This window comes from Pseudomonas pseudonitroreducens, assembly GCF_021603645.1.
GTDB classification, from domain to species: Bacteria; Pseudomonadota; Gammaproteobacteria; order Pseudomonadales; family Pseudomonadaceae; genus Pseudomonas; species Pseudomonas pseudonitroreducens.
On record NZ_BQHJ01000001.1, the window covers coordinates 489,886 to 509,649 of the forward strand.

The following is a 19,764-nucleotide window of genomic DNA, read 5'->3' on the forward strand; positions in this document are numbered from 1 at the left end:
ATCCTTAGTGAGTCTGTGGCGTGAGGCGCTCGAGCAGCGCCTCCAGCGTGTTGAAGCGTTCTTCCGGGCGCTCCATCGGCACCTGGAATTTGAAGAGGGTGGCCCCTTCGAATTTGTACCGATTGGGCTGGCTCTGGATCATCTTGATCAGCACCAGCGGGTCGACGCAGGTATCGGCGGCGAATTCTACCCGGCCTCCCTGGGGGCCGGCATCTACCTTGACGATCCCGAGCTTTTCCGCCTGCAGTTTCAGCAAAGTCAGACGGATAAGGTTCTTCGCCGGCTCCGGCAGCAGACCGAAACGGTCGATCATTTCCACCTGCAGCTCGCGCAGGCCGTCTTCGTCGGCGGCGTTGGCTATACGCTTGTAGAGGATCAGGCGGGCGTGGACGTCCGGCAGGTAGTCTTCCGGGATCAGCGCCGGCACGCGCAGGTTGATGTCCGGGCCGCCGCCCAGCGGCTGTTCCAGGTTCGGCTGCTCGCCCTTGCGGATGGCCTTTACGGCGCGCTCGAGCATTTCCATATAGAGCGTGAAGCCCACTGCCTGGATCTGCCCGCTCTGACCATCGCCGAGCAGTTCGCCGGCGCCGCGGATTTCCAGGTCGTGGGTGGCCAGCACGAAGCCGGCGCCAAGGTCCTGGGCGTTGGCGATGGCTTCCAGGCGCTTTTCGGCATCCGGGGTCATCTGCTTGCGCGGCGGGGTCAGCAGGTAGGCGTAGGCCTGGTGGTGGCTGCGGCCGACGCGCCCGCGCAGCTGGTGCAGCTGGGCCAGGCCGAACTTGTCGGCGCGCTCGATGAGGATGGTGTTGGCGCTGGGCACGTCGATGCCGGTCTCGATGATGGTCGAGGCCACCAGCACGTTGAAGCGCTTGTGGTAGAAGTCGCTCATCACCCGTTCCAGGTCGCGCTCGTTCATCTGCCCGTGGCCGATGCCGATGCGCGCTTCGGGAACCAGCTCCGCGAGGTCGCGGGCGCACTTCTCGATGGTCTTCACTTCGTTATGCAGGAAGTACACCTGGCCGCCGCGCAGCAGCTCGCGCAGCAGGGCTTCCTTGATCACCGACTTCTGCTCTTCCATGACGAAGGTGCGCACGGACAACCGGCGCGCCGGCGGCGTGGCGATGATCGACAGGTCGCGCATGCCGGCGACCGCCATGTTCAGGGTACGCGGGATCGGCGTGGCGGTGAGGGTGAGGATGTCCACCTCGCTGCGCAGCGCCTTGAGCTGCTCTTTCTGCCGTACGCCGAAGCGGTGCTCTTCGTCGATGATCACCAGGCCGAGGTTCTTGAACTTCACATCGTCCTGCAACAGTTTGTGGGTGCCGATGACGATGTCGACCTTGCCCTCGGCGAGCTGACCCACGGCTCCTTCGACTTCCTTGGCAGACTTGAAGCGGCTCATCACCTCGACCGTCACCGGCCAGTCGGCGAAGCGGTCGCGGAAGCTGTTGTAGTGCTGCTGGGCGAGGAGGGTGGTCGGCACCAGCACGGCGACCTGCTTGCCGCTGTGCACCGCGACGAAGGCCGCGCGCATGGCTACTTCGGTCTTGCCGAAGCCCACGTCGCCACAGACCAGGCGGTCCATCGGCTTTTCCGAGAGCATGTCGGCGACCACCGCTTCGATGGCGGTCTGCTGGTCCGGGGTTTCCTCGAAGGGGAAGCCGGCGGAGAAGGTGGCGTAGTCGACCTGCGGGTCCTTGAATGCGTAGCCCTTGCGCGCGGCGCGGCGGGCATAGATGTCGAGCAGTTCGGCGGCGACGTCGCGGACCTGTTCGGCGGCCTTGCGCTTGGCCTTCTGCCAGGTCTCCGAGCCCAGCTTGTGCAGCGGTGCCAGGGCGTCGTCGCTGCCGGTGTAGCGGGCGATCAGGTGCAGGTTGGCTACCGGCACGTAGAGCTTGGCTTCGTCGGCGTATTGCAGGGCGAGGAATTCGGCGTTCTGGCCGTCGATCTCCAGGGTGATCAGGCCCATGTAGCGGCCGACGCCGTGGTCGATGTGCACCACCGGCGCGCCTTCACGCAGCTCAGTGAGATTCTTGATGACGTTCTCGCCACCGTCGCGGGTCTTCTCGCGACGCCGGCGCTGCATGACGCGCTGGCCGAACAGCGGGCTCTCGGCCACCAGGGCGATACCTGGCTGGCCTTTGTCGGCGTCCAGCAGCAGGCCTTCGTCCATCGGTGCGATGGTGATCGCCAGGCGGTCCTTGTGCGCCAGGAAGCCCGGCCAGCCTTCGACCTCGACCGGGCGCAGCTTCAGCCGCGCCAGCAGTTCCAGCAGCACCTCGCGGCGACCGGCAGATTCGGCGGTGAAGAGGATGCGTCCGTCGAACTGCTCGATGAACTGCCGCAGGCGCGCCAGCGGCTCGCTGGCCTTGGCCTCGATGGCCAGCTCCGGCAGCGGCTCGGCAGGGAAGCGCTCGCGGCCGACGCCGGTCTCGATGGGCTCGGGGCTGACCACCACACGCGGCCAGTTCTTCAGGCGGGCGAAGCAGTCCTCTACCGGCAGGAAGACTTCAGCGGGCGGCAGCAGCGGGCGCTCCGGGTCGTAGCGGCGGTCTTCGTAGCGGTTGCGTACGTCGGTCCAGAACTGCTCGGCGGCGGTTTCGATGCCCGGCAAGGAGAACACCTGGGTGTCCTGTGGCAGGTAGTCGAACAGCGTCGATGTCTCGCCATCTTCGAAGAACAGCGGGATGTAGTACTCGATGCCGGAGGGTGTCAGGCCACTGGCCAGGTCCTGGTAGATCGGGCAGCGGCGGTAGTCGACGTCGAAGCGCTCGCGGAAGCGACCGCGGAAGCCGGTCACCGCTTCCTTGCGCAGCGGGAACTCGCGCGCCGGCAGCAGGCGGATGCTCTCCACCTTGTCGATGGAACGCTGGGTTTCCGGATCGAATGTACGAAGTGTCTCGATTTCGTCGTCGAACAGGTCGATTCGGTAGGGTAGTTCGCTGCCCATCGGGAACAGGTCGATCAGCGCGCCGCGCACGGCGAACTCGCCGTGCTCGTACACGGTATCCACGCAGCGATAGCCGGCGGCTTCGAAGCGGCTGCGCATCTGCTCGACGTCGAGCTTCTGGCCGACGTCCAGCACCAGGCTGCTGCCCAGCAGGAACTTGGCCGGCGCCAGACGGTGCAGAGCGGTGGTGATGGGCACCACCAGTACGCCGCGGCGCAGCTCGGGCAGTTGGTAAAGGGCAGCGACGCGCTGGGAGATGATGTCCTGGTGCGGCGAGAAGACGTCGTAGGGCAGGGTTTCCCAGTCCGGCAGTTGCAGCACTGGCAGGTCCGGCGCGAAGAAGCGCAGCTCCTGCTCCAGGCGCTCGGCGCTCTGGCTGTCGGCGGTCAGCAACAGGGTGAAACGTTTGGCTGGGCCGGCCGCTTCTGCAATGGCCAGGCTCAGGGCGGCCCCGGGGAGGTTGCCCCAGGATTGCTTGCCGGCAGCAGTCGGCAATGTAGGAATGCGCAATACGGACACGGGCAGTCGTGGCTCCGGTCGAGGAATTTGACCGGCCGGATTGTAACTATCCCGATTGACGGATGTCAGTCATGCGACGGTCGCGGATTGCCGGAGAAGGTTCACACCGTCATAATGTAGCCCCTTTTTTCTTCTCCTACATGTGGAAGGTATTGCCCGTGACCCAGAAGCCCGACCAGTGTCTCGGTGAGTGGATCGATCGTGAAGCCCTCGCGGAAGCCATGATTCCGCTGATCGGCCAACTCTACCGTAACAACAACGTGGTGACCTCGATCTACGGCCGTGGCCTGATCAACCGTTCGGTGATCGCGATTCTCAAAGCGCACCGTTTCGCCCGTCACCGCCTGGCCGAAGAAGGCGGGCTGTCGGTTCACGACACTTTCCCGATCCTCAAGGCGATGAGCGAGCTCAAGCTGGGCGCCGCTTCCGTCGACCTGGGCAAGATGGTCGCCAAGTTCAAGAGCGAAGGTAACGGTCGCAGCATCGAGCAGTTCACCAAGGACGAGCTGGCTGACGTGGTCGGCAAGCAGAATGGCGGCGCCCGCGAAGGCACCGACGTCGTCCTGTACGGCTTCGGTCGTATCGGCCGCCTGCTCGCGCGCATCCTCATCGAGAAGACCGGTGGTGGCGACGGCCTGCGCCTGCGCGCCATCGTCGTCCGCAAGGGCGCCGAGAACGACCTGGTCAAGCGCGCCAGCCTGCTGCGCCGTGACTCCGTGCATGGCCCGTTCGATGGCACCATCACCATCGACGAGGAACACAACACCATCACTGCCAACGGCAACCTGATCCAGGTGATCTACTCCAACGACCCGGCGTCGATCGACTACACCCAGTACGGCATCAAGAAAGCCCTGCTGGTGGACAACACCGGCAAGTGGCGTGACGCCGAAGGCCTGGGCCAGCACCTGAAGTGCCCGGGTATCGACCGCGTGATCCTTACCGCTCCGGGCAAGGGCGCGCTGAAGAACGTCGTGCACGGCATCAACCACGGCGACATCACCGCTGACGACAAGATCGTTTCCGCTGCATCCTGCACCACCAACGCCATCGTGCCGGTGCTGAAGGCTGTCAACGACCAGTACGGCATCGTCAACGGCCACGTCGAAACCGTTCACTCGTTCACCAACGACCAGAACCTGATCGACAACTTCCACAAGGGCAGCCGTCGTGGCCGTGCCGCGCCGCTGAACATGGTGATCACCGAGACTGGCGCCGCTACCGCTGCCGCCAAGGCTCTGCCGGTTCTGAAAGGCAAGCTGACCGGCAATGCCATTCGCGTTCCGACGCCGAACGTCTCCATGGCCATCCTCAACCTGAACCTGGAAAAGGCCACCACCCGCGAAGAGATCAACGAGTACCTGCGCCAGATGGCCATGCACTCGGACCTGCAGAAGCAGATCGATTTCGTTTCCTCGCAGGAAGTGGTTTCCACCGACTTCGTCGGCTCCCGCCATGCGGGCGTCGTCGATGCCGAGGCGACCATTGCCAACGACAACCGCGTTGTCCTCTATGTGTGGTACGACAACGAGTTCGGCTACAGCTGCCAGGTCGTCCGCGTGATGGAAGACATGGCTGGTGTGAACCCGCCGGCTTTCCCGCGCTGATCCAGGCGGTCTAGATAAACGGGAGCTCTCGGGCTCCCGTTTTTCGTTACTGGCTCCACCATAAACATCAATAAAACCTGCCAATTCCTGAACCTGGAAAGACTTCAAATGGATGGACAACATCTGCATGAAGGCGAGCTGAAGCGCGGTCTGAAGAACCGCCACATCCAGCTGATCGCCCTCGGCGGCGCCATCGGTACCGGCCTGTTCCTGGGCTCTGCCGGCGTCCTGCAATCTGCCGGCCCGTCGATGATCCTCGGCTATGCCATCGGCGGCTTCATTGCCTTCCTGATCATGCGCCAGCTCGGCGAGATGATCGTCGAGGAACCTGTGGCCGGTTCTTTCAGCCACTTCGCGCACAAGTACTGGGGCGGGTTTGCCGGCTTCATGTCTGGCTGGAACTACTGGGTGCTGTACATCCTGGTTGGCATGTCGGAGCTGACGGCGGTCGGCAAGTACATCCAGTTCTGGTGGCCGGACTTCCCGACCTGGGCGACGGCGGCAGTGTTCTTCGTGCTGATCAACGCCATCAACCTGTTCAACGTGAAGGCCTTCGGCGAGACCGAGTTCTGGTTTGCGATCATCAAGGTCGTCGCCATCATCGGCATGATCCTGCTTGGCGTCTGGCTGCTGGTCAGCGGCACCGGCGGCCCGCAGGCCTCGGTGAGCAACCTGTGGACCCACGGCGGCTTCTTCCCCAATGGCTGGAAGGGGCTGGTGATGGTCCTGGCGATCATCATGTTCTCCTTTGGTGGCCTGGAGCTGGTCGGCATCACCGCCGCCGAAGCCTCCGAGCCGAAGAAGGTGATCCCCAAGGCGATCAACCAGGTCATCTACCGGATCCTGATCTTCTACATTGGCGCCCTGGCCGTGCTGCTTTCGCTGTACCCCTGGGATGCCCTGCTGCAGAGCATCAACAGCGCCGGCGATCCCTACAGCGGCAGCCCGTTCGTGAAGGTCTTCTCGCTGCTGGGCAGCGAGTACGCCGCCAACATCCTCAACTTCGTGGTGCTCACTGCCGCGCTGTCGGTCTACAACAGCTGCGTGTACTGCAACAGCCGCATGCTCTACGGCCTGGCCGAGCAGGGCGATGCCCCACGCGCCTTCGCCAAGGTCGATAGTCGTGGCGTACCGCTGCTGGCCATCGGCGTTTCGGCCTTCATCACCCTGGCCTGCGTGGTGGTCAACTACGTGATCCCGCACCAGGCGCTGGAGCTGCTGATGTCCCTGGTGGTCGCCGCCCTGGTGATCAACTGGGCGATGATCAGCCTGGCCCACATGAAGTTCCGCAAGGCCATGGTCGCCAAGGGCGTGCAGCCATTCTTCCGCGCGCTGTGGTACCCCTTCGGCAACTGGCTGTGCCTGGCCTTCGTGGTGTTCATCCTGGGCATCATGCTGCAGATCCCGGGCATCGACGTGTCGGTGTACGCGATCCCGGTGTGGATCGTACTGATGGCTGGGTGCTATTTCGTCTTCAAGCGCAAGGCCCCGGTCAAGGCTGACGCCTGAACCGGTTGAGAAACGGGAGCTTCGGCTCCCGTTTTCTTTTGGTAATGCACCTTTGCCGCAGCGGAAACAGTGCGGCCAAACGCTTGCGGTAGAATGCCCGGCGCCGGGTGGATGATGGACGGCAGGAGGTGCCGAGTGGTGCGTGGAGGCTGGCTGTTGATGGTGCTGGTGACTGTCCTGGCGGGGTGCGGGCAGTCGGTCGAACGCTTTGGCGGCCCGACCATGGGCAGCAGCTACACGGTGCAGTACGTGACCACGGGCAAGGCGCCGGACACCGCAAAGCTCAAGGCCGAGGTCGACGCGATTCTGGAGAGGCTGGACGAACAGTTCTCCACCTACCGCGAGGACTCCCTGATTTCGCGCTTCAACGCCCGCCCGGCCGGCAGTTGCATGGCCTTGCCAGTGGACATGCGCAAGCTCTGGAGTTACGGCGAGCAGCTTGCGCAGCAGAGCGGCGGCGCCTTCGACCTCACCGTCGAGCCGCTGATGAACCTCTGGGGATTCGGCCCGCAGTCGCGCACTGAAAAGGTTCCGGACGCCTCGGCGCTGGCGCGCGAACGTGCCCGGGTTGGCCATCAGCATGTGCGCCTGGAAGGCGATCAGCTGTGCAAGGACGTCGATGCGCAGCTGGACTTCGACAGCATCGTTGCCGGCTATGCGGTGGATCAGGTGAGCGCGCGCCTGGCCGAGCTGGGTCTGACCGACTACCTGGTGGAAATCACCGGGGAGCTCAAGGCTGTGGGGCACAAGCCCGACGGCACGCCCTGGCGCATCGCCCTGGAAGTTCCCAGCAGCGAGCGCGAGCGGCAAGTGGAGCGTTCGGTGGCGCTGGATGGCATCGGCCTGTCCACCTCCGGTGACTACCGCAATTATTTCGAAGAGGGCGGGCAGCGCTATTCGCACACCTTCGACCCGCGCACCGGCACGCCAGTCCGGCATGCGCTGGCGGCAGTCACCGTAGCGGATGCGCAGGCCCTGCACGCGGATGGCCTGTCGACCCTGCTGATGGTACTGGGGCCGGAGGAGGGCTATACCTTTGCCGAGCGCAACGGTCTGGCGGCTTTCTTCATCGTGCGCCAGGGCGAGGGCTTCGTGACCCGCGCGACGACGCGTTTCGAGGCGCTGTTCCCGTCGCCTGAATGAAAGCTCCGCCGGGCATGATGGCGGTCCGCCGGGAGGATGAAGGCATGTAGTGGCGGCAAAATTCGCCTACCTGCCGACCAACCGCTAATGTGCAGCCTTTTGCCGCAGGGCTAAGCTGCGCCAATGATTTCGATCCGCCTCGGCGCATGTGGTGCCGGGGCTTCGCCGGGAGCGCCAAGCGGGCGCCCCGGCCTGTTCTGAAGGAGTACGCATGGCTGTCTACAACTACGACGTGGTGATTCTCGGCACGGGCCCGGCAGGCGAGGGGGCGGCAATGAACGCTTCCAAGTACGGGCGCAAGCTGGCGGTGGTGGACAGCCGTCGCGTGGTCGGCGGCAACTGCACGCACCTGGGCACCATCCCGTCCAAGGCGCTGCGTCACTCGGTGAAGCAGATCATCGAGTTCAACACCAACCCGATGTTCCGCCAGATCGGCGAGCCGCGCTGGTTCTCCTTCCCGGACGTGCTGAAAAGCGCCGAGAAGGTCATCTCCAAGCAGGTTTCCTCGCGCACCGGCTACTACGCGCGCAACCGCATCGACATGTTCAACGGCACCGCCAGCTTCGTCGACGAGCGCACCGTTGAGGTCGTGACTCCCAGCGGCGCCGTGGAGCGCCTGGTGGCCGACCAGTTCGTCATCGCTACCGGCTCGCGCCCGTATCGTCCGTCGGACATCAACTTCAACCACCCGCGCGTCTATGACAGCGACACCATCCTGTCGCTGAGCCACACCCCGCGTCGCCTGATCATCTACGGAGCTGGTGTGATCGGCTGCGAGTACGCCTCGATCTTCAGTGGCCTGGGCGTGCTGGTGGACCTGGTCGACACCCGCGACCAACTGCTGAGCTTCCTCGACGACGAGATTTCCGATGCGCTGAGCTATCACCTGCGCAACAACAACGTGCTGATCCGCCACAACGAGGAATACGAGCGCGTGGAAGGCCTGGACAACGGGGTGATCCTGCACCTGAAGTCGGGCAAGAAGATCAAGGCGGATGCCCTGCTCTGGTGTAACGGTCGTACCGGTAACACCGACCGCCTGGGCCTGGAGAACATCGGTATCAAGGTCAACAGCCGTGGCCAGATCGAGACGGACGAGAACTACCGTACCTCCGTGTCGAACATCTACGCCGCCGGCGACGTGATCGGCTGGCCGAGCCTGGCCAGTGCCGCCTATGACCAGGGTCGTTCGGCTGCCGGTAACATCGTCGAGCATGATGGCTGGCGCTTCGTCAACGACGTGCCGACCGGCATCTACACCATTCCGGAGATCAGCTCGATCGGCAAGAACGAGAGCGAACTGACCGCGGCGAAGATTCCCTACGAAGTGGGCAAGGCCTTCTTCAAGGGCATGGCCCGCGCGCAGATCTCCAACGAGCCGGTGGGCATGCTGAAGATTCTCTTCCACCGCGAGACTCTGGAAATCCTCGGTGTGCATTGCTTCGGCGACCAGGCCTCGGAGATCGTCCACATCGGTCAGGCGATCATGAACCAGCCCGGTGAGCTGAACACGCTGAAGTACTTCGTCAACACCACCTTCAACTATCCGACCATGGCCGAAGCCTACCGCGTAGCGGCGTTCGACGGCCTGAACCGGATTTTTTGAAATACCCCGACCGGCGGCCTGAGCCGGTCGGGGGGAACCTGCTCAGCGATTCCCGATCGTGGCAGTGGCCAAACCGGGAAAGTCTGTGATCAGGCTATCCACGCCAAAATCGGCGAGCCGGCGCATCAGGGCCGGCTCGTTGACCGTCCACACCGACACATGCAGCCCCTGCTTCTGCGCTTTCAGCAAGCGCTCCGGGGTGCACAGCATCCAGTTCAGCGCCAGCAGATCACAGCCGTAGTGCGCGGCGACCTTCAACGGGTCGAGCCAGGCGTACTCGGCTACCAGTCCGCGTGACAGGTCCGGCGCCAGCTCTTCCAGGGCGCGCAATACCGTGCGCGAACTCGAGGTGACGGTGATGCGGTCGCGCAGGCCGAAGCGGCCCACCAACTGGTGAATTGCCTGCACGGTGCGGCCAGCACGATCCTTCGACGCGCTTTTCACTTCCAGCTGCCAGTGCTCGAACTCGCAGCGCTCGAACAGCTCTGCCAGGCGCGGGATAGGGCAGGGGCGCAGCCAGCCCGGGCCGCCTTCGCGGGCGTCCATGCTCACCAGATCGTCCGCCAGTTGCTCGGAGACCTTGCCGCGGCGGCCGGTGGTGCGCTTGAGCGTCGGGTCGTGGATCACCATCAGCTCGCCGTCACGGGACAGGTGCAGGTCCAGTTCGCAGCGCTTCACGCCGTGTTCCAGGCAGCGCAGGAAGCTGTTCAGGGTATTTTCCGGTGCTTCGCCTTTGGCGCCGCGATGGCCATAGATCAGAGTCACTGAGGCTCCTTGGGAGTCTGGGGTGAAAGGTCCTTGATGTAATGCGAGCGGTGCTGGCGGACGGCATCGACCACCACTCCGCTTTCGAAATAGACGCTGAATTCGCGGTAGTCCCAGCGCGAGATGGGCGGCTTGCCCACTGCCGGGTGTTCCTCGTCCGGCAAGCCGAAGCGTTCCAGCACGGCCTTCTGGCTCTCACCACGGGTCGGCAGCACGATGTGCGGGTCACCCTGGGCACCCACCGGTATTTCGATGGTATCCGCCAGCAGTGGCAGCGGGGTGACAAGGCTCAACAGGAGCAACAGGTGGCGCATGGTTTTCCCTGGGTTCATTCTTCGCGGGCCTTGGCCTGCCGGCGTTCCAGTGCCTGGCGCTGCAGGATATGACGGGCTAGCAACTGGCGCTGGGCGTCGCCAAGCATCTCGAATTCGGTGCCGATCTCGTAGTCGCCCTCGGGTTGTTGCGCGCAGTGGGTGACCTTGGCGCGCAGCAGCAGGCCCAATCCCTGCGGCAGCAGGACGATCTTGAGTGCAAGCAACTGGTCCACGGGCAGCGGCTGCCCATCGCGGAAGTTGATGCCGCCTTCGGACAGCGTCACCTGGCGCGCCGGACCGATCTCGCTGAGCAGGCTCTGGGTCAGGGCCTGGGCGATCAGGTCGATGCGCTTGTTCATCACCTTCAGGTAGCTGGCCAGCGGGCGATCGCGCTCGTTGATATGGCGCAGCAGGTGCTGCGACTCGAAGTCGGTCAGGTGCAGGTCGCTGAGCAGATTGAACAGCGCGGAATCATCCTGAAGCACTTCTTGCGACTGGATTTCGTCCTCGCGCAGCGGGCGAAATTCCAATGCGAGCGTGTCTTCAATACGATAGTATTCGCGGCGGTCATCCGCGTCTGGAGTGGACATGGCGAACCCACGGCGGCAGTGATGGTCTGAGTGTAAAGCCGCCTGCCGAGCCTCGCCACACGGAAGTCGCACGCCAGATGGAACTGACGCCCGACGCACTCTTCACCTTCTCATTCGGCCACACATGTTCAGACCCCTTTCCGTCTACATCGGAACGCGCTACACACGCGCCAAACGCCGCAGCCACTTCGTTTCCTTCATCTCGCTCACTTCCATGATCGGCCTCGCGCTGGGCGTGGTGGTGATGATCGTGGTGCTTTCGGTGATGAACGGCTTCGACCACGAGATGCGCACCCGCGTGCTGGGCATGGTGCCCCACGCCACGGTCGAGTCCTACCAGCCCATCTCCGACTGGCAAGGCATCGCCGGGCAGATCAAGACCCAGCACCCGAATGTGCTGGAGGTCGCCCCCTTCATCCAGATGCAGGGCCTGCTCAGTGCCGGCGGCACGGTGCAGAAAGTGCTGATCAATGCGGTCGATCCGAACGAGGAGAGCAAGGTTTCGATCATCGACCAGTTCTTCCAGGAAGGTTCGCTGCAGAGCCTCAAGCCCGGCGAGTTCGGCATCCTGATCGGCGACAAGGCGGCGAAGAACCTCGGCGTGAAGCTGGGCGACAAGGTCACCTTCATCGCCCCCGAAGTTTCGGTCACCCCGGCCGGCATGTTCCCGCGCATGAAGCGCTTCACCGTGGTTGGCACCTTCCACGTTGGCGCCGGTGAGCTGGACGGCTACGTCGCCATGGTCCACATCGACGACGCCGCGCGCATGCGCCGCCTCAAGGAAGGCCAGGTCGAAGGCCTGCGCCTGAAGCTCGACGACCTGTTCCAGGCGCCGCGCACCGCCTGGGAAATCGCCCGGACGCTGAAGGGCAACGACTACTTCGCCCGCGACTGGACGCGCAGCCACGGCAACCTGTACCAGGCGATCCGCATGGAGAAATCCATGATCGGCCTGTTGCTGCTGCTGATCGTTGCGGTCGCCGCGTTCAACATCATTTCCACGCTGGTCATGGTCGTCACCGACAAGAAGGCCGACATCGCCATCCTGCGCACCCTGGGCGCCACGCCGGGGCAGATCATGGCGACCTTCATGGTCCAGGGTACGGTGATCGGCGTGATCGGTACCTTCATCGGCGGCTTGCTGGGCATCCTCGCGGCGCTCAACGTCAGCTCCGCCATCGCCCTGCTGGAGCGCCTGCTGGGCCACAAGTTCCTCAACGCGGACGTCTACTTCATCGATTACCTGCCTTCGCAACTGATGAGCGAGGACGTGATCCTGGTGTGCAGCGCCGCGCTGATCCTGAGTTTCTTCGCCACCCTGTATCCGGCCTGGCGTGCGGCCCGCACCCAGCCCGCGGAGGCCCTGCGTTATGAGTAAGCCGACCCCCAACGACCAGGCCGTCCTGAGCTGCCGCGACCTGGGCAAGCGCTACGAGGAAGGCCCGCAGTCGGTCGAAGTGCTTTCCGGCGTGCAGCTTGAGCTGCTGCCTGGCGAGCGCGTCGCCATCGTCGGCAGCTCCGGCTCGGGCAAGAGTACTCTGCTGAACATGCTTGGCGGTCTGGATACACCCAGTACCGGCAGTGTCTGGCTGGCTGGCGAGCAACTGTCGGCGTTGAACGAGAAGCAGCGCGGCCTGCTGCGCAATCGTGCTCTGGGCTTTGTCTACCAGTTCCATCACCTGCTGCCGGAGTTCACCGCGCTGGAGAACGTCTGCATGCCGCTGCTGATCGGCAAGACGCCGATCCCCGAAGCACGTCAGCGCGCCACCGCGCTGCTGGAGCGCGTGGGCCTGGGCCATCGCCTGAGCCACAAGCCGTCGGAGCTGTCCGGCGGCGAGCGCCAGCGCGTGGCCATCGCCCGGGCGCTGGTGAATACGCCCAAGCTGGTGCTGCTCGACGAGCCCACCGGCAACCTCGACCAGCACACTGCCCACGGTATCCAGGAATTGATGCTGGAACTGTCGCAGTCGCTGCGCACCGCCTTCCTGGTGGTGACCCACGACACCCACCTCGCCCAGCAGATGGACCGTGTGCTGCGCCTGGAGGAGGGTCGGCTGGTCGCCGCCTGAGGGATACCGGAATGTTCAGACCCCTGTCCGTCTTCATCGGCACCCGCTACACCCGGGCCAAGCGACGCAATCACTACATCTCGTTCATCTCCCTGACCTCGATGATCGGCCTCGCCCTGGGCGTGCTGGCGATGATCGTGGTGCTCTCGGTGATGAACGGCTTCCAGAAGGAAATGCGCTCGCGCATCCTCGGCATGGTCCCCCACGCCGTGCTGCAGCAGGCCAGCGGCCCGCTGGACGACTGGCAGCACGTGGCCGAAGTGGCGAAGCAGAACCCGAAGATCGTCGGCGCGGTGCCCTATACCGAAGTCGACGGCATGCTCTCCTATAAAGGAATGATGCAGCCCATCGAGGTGGATGGCGTCGATCCGGCGCTGGAAACCCAGGTGTCGATCATCGGCCAGCACATGGTGCGCGGCAGTCTCGACGATCTCAAGGCCACCGAGTTCGGTGTGGTCATCGGCGAGATCACCGCGCGGCGCTTCCACGTCAACGTCGGCGATAGTCTCCTGCTGATCGTCCCCGAGCCGAGCACCGCCCCCGGCGGCATCACCCCGCGCATGCAGCGCCTGAACGTGGTCGGCATTTTCAAGGTCGGCGCCGAGTTGGACAGCACCCTGGCGCTGATCCACGTGGACGACGCCGCCAGTCTGCTGCGCTGGCAGCCGGGCCAGGTGCAGAGCGTGCGCATCGCCCTGAAAGACCTGTTCCAGGCGCCGGAAGTCGGCGCATCCATCGCCAAGCAGTTGGGCGAGGGCTACCGTTCGGTGGACTGGACCCACACCCAGGGCAGCCTGTTCAGTGCGATGAAGATGGAAAAGACCATGATCGGCCTGCTGCTATTGCTGATCGTCGCGGTCGCTGCCTTCAACATCATCGCCACGCTGATCATGGTGGTGGCCGACAAGCGCGCGGATATCGCCATCCTGCGTACCCTGGGCGCCACGCCGAAGCAGATCATGGCGATCTTCATGGTGCAGGGCACGGTGATCGGCCTGATCGGCACCGTCATCGGCTGCGTGCTGGGCGTACTGGCGGCCTACAACGTTACCGCTATCGTCTCGACCCTGGAGCGCATTGCCGGCACCCATGTGTTCAACTCGGACATCTACTTCATCAATTACCTGCCGTCCGACCCGCAGATCAGCGATATCGTCCTGATCTGCGTCGCGGCGCTGTCGATGAGCTTCCTCGCCACGCTGTACCCGGCCTGGCGCGCGGCCTCGACCCAGCCGGCGGAATCGCTGCGCTACGAGTGATTCACCGGCCCATGAAAAAGCCGCCCCTCGGGGCGGCTTTTTCTTTTTGTAGGAGCGAGCTTGCTCGCGAACAATCCGACCGGCTGGGCCAGCGTTGGGCGGTTCGCGAGCAAGCTCGCTCCTACAAGGACGGGCCTAGAGCTCGCGCTGCAGGTTGCGCAGCGCCCGGCGCCGCCGCCAGCTGCGGCCGATCCACCAGCGCCAGTACCCCTCGGTGAGCAGGTAACCGAGGATGCCGACCAGGATGCCGCAGATCACCGAGCCCAGCAGGAAGGGCTGCCAGAGCAGCGACAACTCGCCGCTGATCCATTCCCAGGTCAGGTGCTCGGGCAGGGCGCGCGCCGGGATGCCCATGACCCAGGCGCCCATCTTGTAGGTGCAGTAGAAAACCGGCGGCATGGTGATCGGGTTGGTCAGCCAGACCAGCCCCACCGAGATCGGCAGGTTGGCTCGCACCCAGACCGCCAGCGAGGCGGCCAGCAGCATCTGCAGCGGGATCGGGATGAACGCGGCGAACAGCCCCATGCCCATGGCGCGGGACACGGAGCGGCGATTCAGGTGCCAGAGGTTGGGCGACTGGATCAGCGGTCCGAGAAAGCGCAGGCCCTTGTGGTTCCTGATGCTCTCCGGATCCGGCATGTAGCGCTTGAAGATTCGGCGCGGCATGAAGGAAATCTCTGGCAGACGGACGACGGCCCATTATGCCTAGCTAGGTGACAGTCATTCGTTGCCAACTATGTCCGTGTGTAACTGCCACAGGCCAATCGGATCGGCGGTTCCGCGGGGCATCAGGGAGGAGTCCTTTGCCTCGTACCGGGATGTTCGCGCTGGCGCTCGGGCTGCTGGTGTTGCGCTGGATGCCGGTGCTCCCTCCGGGCTGGGTGCTGCTGCTTCTGTCTGCATTCGCGCTGCCTCTGCTGTTTACCCGCGGCTATTTCATCGGGCTGTTCCTGCTGGGCTTCGCCTGGTCCTGCCAGTCGGCGCAGTGGGCATTGGACGACCGTCTGGCGCCGGAACTGGACGGCCGCACGCTGTGGCTGGAGGGCAGGGTAGAGGGGCTTCCGGATAACTCGGGGGCGTCGGTTCGCTTCGTGCTCGCCGAGGTTTCCAGCCCACGCGCAACGGTCCCCGCCACGCTGCGCCTGTCCTGGTTTGGCGGGCCGCCGGTGGAAGGCGGCGAGCGCTGGCGGCTGGCAGTGAAGCTCAAGCGCCCCCACGGCATGGTCAACGGCGCGGGCTTCGACTACGAGGCCTGGCTTACCGCCCAGCGGATCGGTGCCACCGGCAGCGTCAAGGACGGGCAGCGCCTGGAAACGTCCAGCGGCCCGAGCGCCTGGCGCGAGGCCTGGCGACAACGCCTGCTGGCGGTGGATGCCCATGGCCGCTCCGGGGCGCTCGCCGCCCTGGTGCTGGGTGATGCCTCCGGGCTGACCACGGCTGACTGGCAAATCCTGCAGGACACCGGAACGCTGCACCTGATGGTGATTTCCGGCTCGCACATCTCACTGCTTGCCGGCCTGCTCTATGCGCTGGTCGCCGGGTTGGCCCGCTACGGCTGCTGGCCCGCGCGTCTGCCCTGGCTGCCCAGCGCCTGCCTGCTGGCTGCTGCCGGCGCCTGGGCCTACAGCCTGATGGCGGGTTTCGATGTGCCGCTGCAACGCGCCTGCATCATGGTGTCCATCGTCCTGCTGTGGCGCTTGCGCTACCGCCACCGGGGCCTATGGGCGCCCTTGTGCGGAGCCTTGCTGGCGGTGCTGCTGGTCGAGCCGCTGGTGGTGCTGTTGCCGGGCTTCTGGCTGTCCTACGCAGCGGTGGCGCTGCTCATCTTCGGCTTTTCGGGGCGCCTGGGACGCTGGACCGCGTGGCGCACCTGGCTGCGCGCGCAGTGGCTGATGGCGGTCGGGTTGCTGCCTGCGTCCATTGCCCTCGGCTTGCCGTTGAGTGTTTCGGGTGTGGTTGCCAATCTGCTGGCGGTACCCTGGGTAGAGTTGGTTGTCGTGCCGCTGGCCCTGCTGGGGAGTCTGGCGCTGGGTATTCCGTGGGTGGGCGAAGCCCTGCTGTGGGTAGCGGGAGGCCTGCTGGAATTGCTGTTCCGCCTGCTGGGCTGGATGGCCGAGCTGGCGCCGGCCTGGCAGCCGCTGGCGGCACCGGTCTGGGCGGTGGCGCTGGCAATGCTGGGCGCGCTCCTGTTGCTCGCACCGGCAGGGCTGCCATTACGCGCCCTGGGCCTGGCGCTGTTCCTGCCGGTGTTCTGGCCGAAAATCCCGCTGCCAGCGCCGGGGCAGGCCGAGATCCGCGTGCTGGACGTGGGGCAGGGGCTTTCGGTACTGATCCGCACTCGCAGCCAGGCCTGGCTCTACGACACCGGTGCGCGCAATGGTGATTTCGATATCGGCGAGCGCGTCGTGGTGCCGACGCTGCGGAGCCTGGGCATCGGTCGTCTGGACATGTTGATGCTCAGTCATGCGGACAACGACCACGCAGGCGGGGCAGTGGCAGTAAGGCGAGCCCTGCGGCCGACACGGGTCATCAGCGGTGAGCCGGAAAGGCTGGCGCCCGAGTTGCAGGCAGGGCCCTGTCGCGTCGAGGACTGGGCTATCGATGGTATTCGCCTGTCGAGTTGGGCGTGGGCGGGCGCCAGGGAGAGCAACGATCGCTCCTGCGCGCTGGAGGTCGAAGCCAACGGCGAACGCATCCTGCTCACCGGCGACCTGCCGCAAGCTGCCGAACTGGCCTGGCTGGCCGAGCATCCGAATGAGCGCATCGACTGGCTGCTGGCCGGCCACCATGGCAGCCGCAGCTCTTCCGGGGCGGCCTTCCTACGAGCCATCCGGGCGTCCACGGCGATCATCTCCCGCGGCGCCAACAACTCCTACGGCCATCCGCATCCATCGGTCGTCGAGCGCTTCCGCGCGCAGGGCATGCGGATTCAGGATACTGCCGAGCAGGGGGCGCTGACCTTGATGCTCGGCACCCACGGCGAGCTCCGGGGAGTGCGGGAAGGCGCACATTTCTGGCAGGAAAATTGAGCCCTGGGCGGTCGGCTCGCCACGGCCCCTGTGCTAGAGTGGCGCCACTTTTTTTCAGGGGATTCACCACTGTGTGGGAACTGGTCAAAGCTGGCGGCTGGATGATGCTGCCGATCTTGCTGAGCTCCGTCGCTGCCATGGCGATCGTCGCTGAACGTCTCTGGACCCTGCGCTTGAGCCGTGTGGCTCCGCCGCAGCTGCTCGGCCAGGTATGGAAGCAGATCAAGGACAAGAAGATGAACAGCCAGGCCCTCAAGGACCTGCGCGCATCTTCCCCGCTGGGTGAAATCCTCGCCGCCGGCCTGGCCAACTCCAAGCACGGTCGCGAGATCATGAAGGAGTGCATCGAGGAAGCCGCGTCCCGCGTGATCCACGAGCTGGAGCGCTACCTCAACGCCCTGGGCACCATCGCCGCCATGGCGCCTCTGCTCGGGCTGCTGGGCACCGTGTTCGGCATGATCCAGATCTTCAGCGCCTTCATGGGCGACGGCATGGCCAATGCGCCGATGCTTGCCGGCGGTATCTCCAAGGCGCTGATCACCACCGCGGCCGGCCTGATCGTGGCGATCCCTGCAGTGTTCTTCCACCGCTACCTGCTGCGCCGCGTCGATGAACTGGTCATCGCCATGGAGCAGGAAGCCATCAAGCTGGTGGAAGTGACCCAGGGCGACCGCGAAGTCGATTTCGTCGAGGAAGGCAAAGCGTGAAATTCCGCCGCAGAGCGGGCGGAGCGGCCCGCGAGGACGTCTTCATCAACCTGGCGTCGCTGATCGACGTGATTTTCGTGCTGCTGCTGTTCTTCGTGGTCGCCACCTCGTTCACCAAGCCGTCGCAGCTCAAGGTCGAACTGCCCGAGGCGGTCAGCGGCACGCCGCCCGAAGCCACCGAGATCAAGCAACTGGAAATCTCCATCAGCCTCGAAGGTCACTACGCGCTCAACGGCCAGAGCCTGGCGCGCGACGACCTGGAAAACCTGATGAACGCCATGCAGCGTGAATCCGCCGGCGACAACAGCCTGCCGGTGGTGATCACCGCCGATGGCAAGGTGGACTACCAGTCCGTGGTCACCGCGATGGATGCCGCGGGCAAGCTGGGCTTCACCCACCTGCGCATCACCACCATCGAGTCCCGGGCGGACAAGAAGACCCCCTGATGGCGTTCTCCGATCGCCTGCTCGATGCCTGGTACAAGGGCCACCCGGCCCTTGCCCTGCTCAGGCCCCTCGAACTGCTCTACCGGCGAGTCGCCCAGGCCCGCCGGCAGGACTTCCTTTCCGGCGCCAAGCCGGCCTACCGCGCGCCGGTGCCGATCATTGTGGTCGGCAACATCACCGTCGGTGGTACTGGCAAGACCCCGATGATCCTCTGGCTGATCGAGCACTGCCGTGCCCGCGGGCTGAAGGTCGGCGTGGTCAGCCGCGGCTACGGTGCCAATCCACCACAGACGCCCTGGCGCGTGCGTGCCGAGCAGTCGGCAGCGGAGGCGGGCGACGAGCCTCTGATGATCGTGCGCCGCTGCGGCGTGCCGCTGATGATCGACCCGGATCGCTCCAGCGCTGTGCGCGCGCTGCTGGCCGAAGAGCCATTGGACCTGATCCTCTGCGATGATGGTCTGCAGCATTATCGTCTGGCTCGCGACCTGGAACTGGTGCTGATCGATGCGGCGCGAGGCCTGGGCAACGGTCGCTGCCTGCCTGCCGGGCCGCTGCGCGAACCCGCCGAGCGGCTGGCAGAAGTCGATGCGGTGCTGCACAACGGCGCGCCTGGCGATCCGCCGGGAGCCTTCGCCTTCGCCCTGCGACCATCTGCCCTGATCAACCTGGCCAGCGGCGAACACCGTGGCGTCGAGCATTTCCCCGCCGGTCAGTCGCTGCATGCCCTGGCCGGGATCGGCAACCCGCAGCGTTTCTTCGCAACGCTCGAGGCGCTAAACTGGCGGCCGATTCCGCATCCCTTCCCCGACCATGCGGCCTTTACCGCCGAGCAGCTGCGCTTCACGCCGGAACTGCCGCTGGTCATGACCGAGAAGGATGCGGTGAAGTGCCGGTCCTTCGCCGCGCCCGACTGGTGGTACCTCGCTGTCGAAGCGCGGCCGTCGCCGGCCTTCGTTGCCTGGTTCGACGCCCAGCTAGAGCGCCTGGTCGCCCGCTGAGTCAGTCGTCGCCTCTGTGCCGCCTGCTTTCGATCCTTTCACTCTTTCATGTTCAAGGAATGCACCATGGACCCGAAACTCCTCGATATCCTCGCCTGTCCGCTGTGCAAGGGCCCGCTCAAGCTCACCGACGACAAGTCGGAGCTGATCTGCAAGGCGGACGGCCTGGCCTACCCGGTGCGCGACGGTATCCCGGTGATGCTCGAAGGCGAGGCGCGTACCCTGAATGTCGATGAACGTCTGGATAAATGAC

General features: G+C 64.9%; 17 protein-coding genes. 12 read left to right on the forward strand and 5 right to left on the reverse strand.

Features of this window, described 5'->3' with window-relative positions:
* Positions 1-4 precede the first annotated feature (4 nt).
* Positions 5-3,469: a transcription-repair coupling factor gene (gene mfd / locus L6D89_RS02255; RefSeq protein WP_236198606.1), complete on the reverse strand. Its 3,465-nt coding sequence runs from the start codon at positions 3,467-3,469 to the stop codon at positions 5-7.
* 140 nt (positions 3,470-3,609) lie between these two features.
* Here mfd and L6D89_RS02260 point away from each other — a divergent pair, with 140 nt between their 5' ends.
* The 4 genes from L6D89_RS02260 to sthA all read left to right on the forward strand — a co-directional run bounded on the left by L6D89_RS02260 (position 3,610) and on the right by sthA (position 9,334).
* A complete protein-coding gene (locus L6D89_RS02260) occupies positions 3,610-5,076 on the forward strand; it encodes a glyceraldehyde-3-phosphate dehydrogenase (protein ID WP_236170893.1) in 1,467 nt (488 codons plus the stop codon).
* Between the two features lie 108 nt (positions 5,077-5,184).
* Complete coding sequence (locus L6D89_RS02265; RefSeq protein WP_236170892.1) at positions 5,185-6,585, forward strand: amino acid permease; 1,401 nt, start codon at positions 5,185-5,187, stop codon at positions 6,583-6,585.
* A gap of 114 nt (positions 6,586-6,699) precedes the next feature.
* Entirely contained in the window at positions 6,700-7,728 is a 1,029-nt protein-coding gene (locus L6D89_RS02270) for an FAD:protein FMN transferase (protein ID WP_236198607.1), read from the forward strand.
* A 211-nt stretch (positions 7,729-7,939) separates the two neighbouring features.
* Entirely contained in the window at positions 7,940-9,334 is a 1,395-nt protein-coding gene (sthA, locus tag L6D89_RS02275) for a Si-specific NAD(P)(+) transhydrogenase (protein WP_236170891.1), read from the forward strand.
* A gap of 42 nt (positions 9,335-9,376) precedes the next feature.
* Here sthA and L6D89_RS02280 read toward each other — a convergent pair whose 3' ends face one another.
* The 3 genes from L6D89_RS02280 to L6D89_RS02290 are packed head-to-tail and all read right to left on the reverse strand — an operon-like array spanning position 9,377 to position 11,003.
* Positions 9,377-10,099, reverse strand: a complete 723-nt coding sequence (locus tag L6D89_RS02280; RefSeq protein WP_236170890.1) for a glycerophosphodiester phosphodiesterase — start codon at positions 10,097-10,099, stop codon at positions 9,377-9,379.
* A complete protein-coding gene (locus L6D89_RS02285; protein ID WP_236198608.1) occupies positions 10,096-10,413 on the reverse strand; it encodes a phosphodiesterase in 318 nt (105 codons plus the stop codon). Before L6D89_RS02285 ends, L6D89_RS02280 begins: the two co-directional genes overlap by 4 nt.
* A 14-nt stretch (positions 10,414-10,427) precedes the next feature.
* Positions 10,428-11,003, reverse strand: a complete 576-nt coding sequence (locus tag L6D89_RS02290) for a PilZ domain-containing protein (protein WP_236170888.1) — start codon at positions 11,001-11,003, stop codon at positions 10,428-10,430.
* Positions 11,004-11,127: 124 nt separating this feature from the next.
* Between L6D89_RS02290 and L6D89_RS02295 the strand changes: the two genes are divergently transcribed.
* From L6D89_RS02295 to L6D89_RS02305, 3 genes are read left to right on the forward strand one after another with little or no spacing between them, the layout of a single operon-like run.
* A complete protein-coding gene (locus L6D89_RS02295) occupies positions 11,128-12,381 on the forward strand; it encodes a lipoprotein-releasing ABC transporter permease subunit (protein WP_236198609.1) in 1,254 nt (417 codons plus the stop codon).
* The gene (gene lolD / locus L6D89_RS02300; protein WP_017519266.1) at positions 12,374-13,072 is read left to right on the forward strand and encodes a lipoprotein-releasing ABC transporter ATP-binding protein LolD; all 699 of its coding nucleotides are present in this window, start codon (positions 12,374-12,376) and stop codon (positions 13,070-13,072) included. Before L6D89_RS02295 ends, lolD begins: the two co-directional genes overlap by 8 nt.
* 11 nt (positions 13,073-13,083) lie before the next feature.
* Positions 13,084-14,331, forward strand: coding sequence for a lipoprotein-releasing ABC transporter permease subunit (locus L6D89_RS02305; protein ID WP_236198610.1), 1,248 nt, complete (start codon positions 13,084-13,086; stop codon positions 14,329-14,331).
* A 135-nt stretch (positions 14,332-14,466) separates the two neighbouring features.
* On the opposite strand, the gene L6D89_RS02310 is transcribed toward L6D89_RS02305, so the two are convergent.
* Complete coding sequence (locus tag L6D89_RS02310) at positions 14,467-14,997, reverse strand: DUF2062 domain-containing protein (protein WP_236198611.1); 531 nt, start codon at positions 14,995-14,997, stop codon at positions 14,467-14,469.
* A 152-nt stretch (positions 14,998-15,149) separates the two neighbouring features.
* On the opposite strand from L6D89_RS02310, the gene L6D89_RS02315 reads away from it, so the two are divergent.
* The 5 genes from L6D89_RS02315 to L6D89_RS02335 all read left to right on the forward strand — a co-directional run bounded on the left by L6D89_RS02315 (position 15,150) and on the right by L6D89_RS02335 (position 19,763).
* The gene (locus L6D89_RS02315; RefSeq protein WP_236198858.1) at positions 15,150-17,360 is read left to right on the forward strand and encodes a DNA internalization-related competence protein ComEC/Rec2; all 2,211 of its coding nucleotides are present in this window, start codon (positions 15,150-15,152) and stop codon (positions 17,358-17,360) included.
* Between the two features lie 71 nt (positions 17,361-17,431).
* A complete protein-coding gene (locus tag L6D89_RS02320; protein WP_017519262.1) occupies positions 17,432-18,067 on the forward strand; it encodes a MotA/TolQ/ExbB proton channel family protein in 636 nt (211 codons plus the stop codon).
* Positions 18,064-18,513 (forward strand): ExbD/TolR family protein, encoded by a 450-nt coding sequence (locus tag L6D89_RS02325; protein WP_045211644.1) that lies wholly within the window; start codon positions 18,064-18,066, stop codon positions 18,511-18,513. The genes L6D89_RS02320 and L6D89_RS02325 overlap by 4 nt, the downstream gene beginning before the upstream one ends.
* Entirely contained in the window at positions 18,513-19,511 is a 999-nt protein-coding gene (gene lpxK / locus L6D89_RS02330; RefSeq protein ID WP_236198612.1) for a tetraacyldisaccharide 4'-kinase, read from the forward strand. The genes L6D89_RS02325 and lpxK overlap by 1 nt, the downstream gene beginning before the upstream one ends.
* Positions 19,512-19,577: 66 nt before the next feature.
* Positions 19,578-19,763: a Trm112 family protein gene (locus L6D89_RS02335; RefSeq protein WP_009621404.1), complete on the forward strand. Its 186-nt coding sequence runs from the start codon at positions 19,578-19,580 to the stop codon at positions 19,761-19,763.
* Position 19,764: the final 1 nt, after the last annotated feature.

Excerpts from the sequence above, each read along its gene's own strand:
- L6D89_RS02260 (WP_236170893.1), top strand. The coding sequence starts at position 3,610 with ATGTGGAAGGTATTGCCCGTGACCCAGAAGCCCGACCAGTGTCTCGGT.
- L6D89_RS02265 (WP_236170892.1), top strand. The coding sequence starts at position 5,185 with ATGGATGGACAACATCTGCATGAAGGCGAGCTGAAGCGCGGTCTGAAG.
- L6D89_RS02270 (WP_236198607.1), top strand. The coding sequence starts at position 6,700 with ATGGACGGCAGGAGGTGCCGAGTGGTGCGTGGAGGCTGGCTGTTGATG.
- sthA (WP_236170891.1), top strand. The coding sequence starts at position 7,940 with ATGGCTGTCTACAACTACGACGTGGTGATTCTCGGCACGGGCCCGGCA.
- L6D89_RS02285 (WP_236198608.1), bottom strand. The coding sequence starts at position 10,413 with ATGCGCCACCTGTTGCTCCTGTTGAGCCTTGTCACCCCGCTGCCACTG.
- L6D89_RS02290 (WP_236170888.1), bottom strand. The coding sequence starts at position 11,003 with ATGTCCACTCCAGACGCGGATGACCGCCGCGAATACTATCGTATTGAA.
- L6D89_RS02295 (WP_236198609.1), top strand. The coding sequence starts at position 11,128 with ATGTTCAGACCCCTTTCCGTCTACATCGGAACGCGCTACACACGCGCC.
- lolD (WP_017519266.1), top strand. The coding sequence starts at position 12,374 with ATGAGTAAGCCGACCCCCAACGACCAGGCCGTCCTGAGCTGCCGCGAC.
- L6D89_RS02305 (WP_236198610.1), top strand. The coding sequence starts at position 13,084 with ATGTTCAGACCCCTGTCCGTCTTCATCGGCACCCGCTACACCCGGGCC.
- L6D89_RS02310 (WP_236198611.1), bottom strand. The coding sequence starts at position 14,997 with ATGCCGCGCCGAATCTTCAAGCGCTACATGCCGGATCCGGAGAGCATC.
- L6D89_RS02315 (WP_236198858.1), top strand. The coding sequence starts at position 15,150 with ATGTTCGCGCTGGCGCTCGGGCTGCTGGTGTTGCGCTGGATGCCGGTG.
- lpxK (WP_236198612.1), top strand. The coding sequence starts at position 18,513 with ATGGCGTTCTCCGATCGCCTGCTCGATGCCTGGTACAAGGGCCACCCG.
- L6D89_RS02335 (WP_009621404.1), top strand. The coding sequence starts at position 19,578 with ATGGACCCGAAACTCCTCGATATCCTCGCCTGTCCGCTGTGCAAGGGC.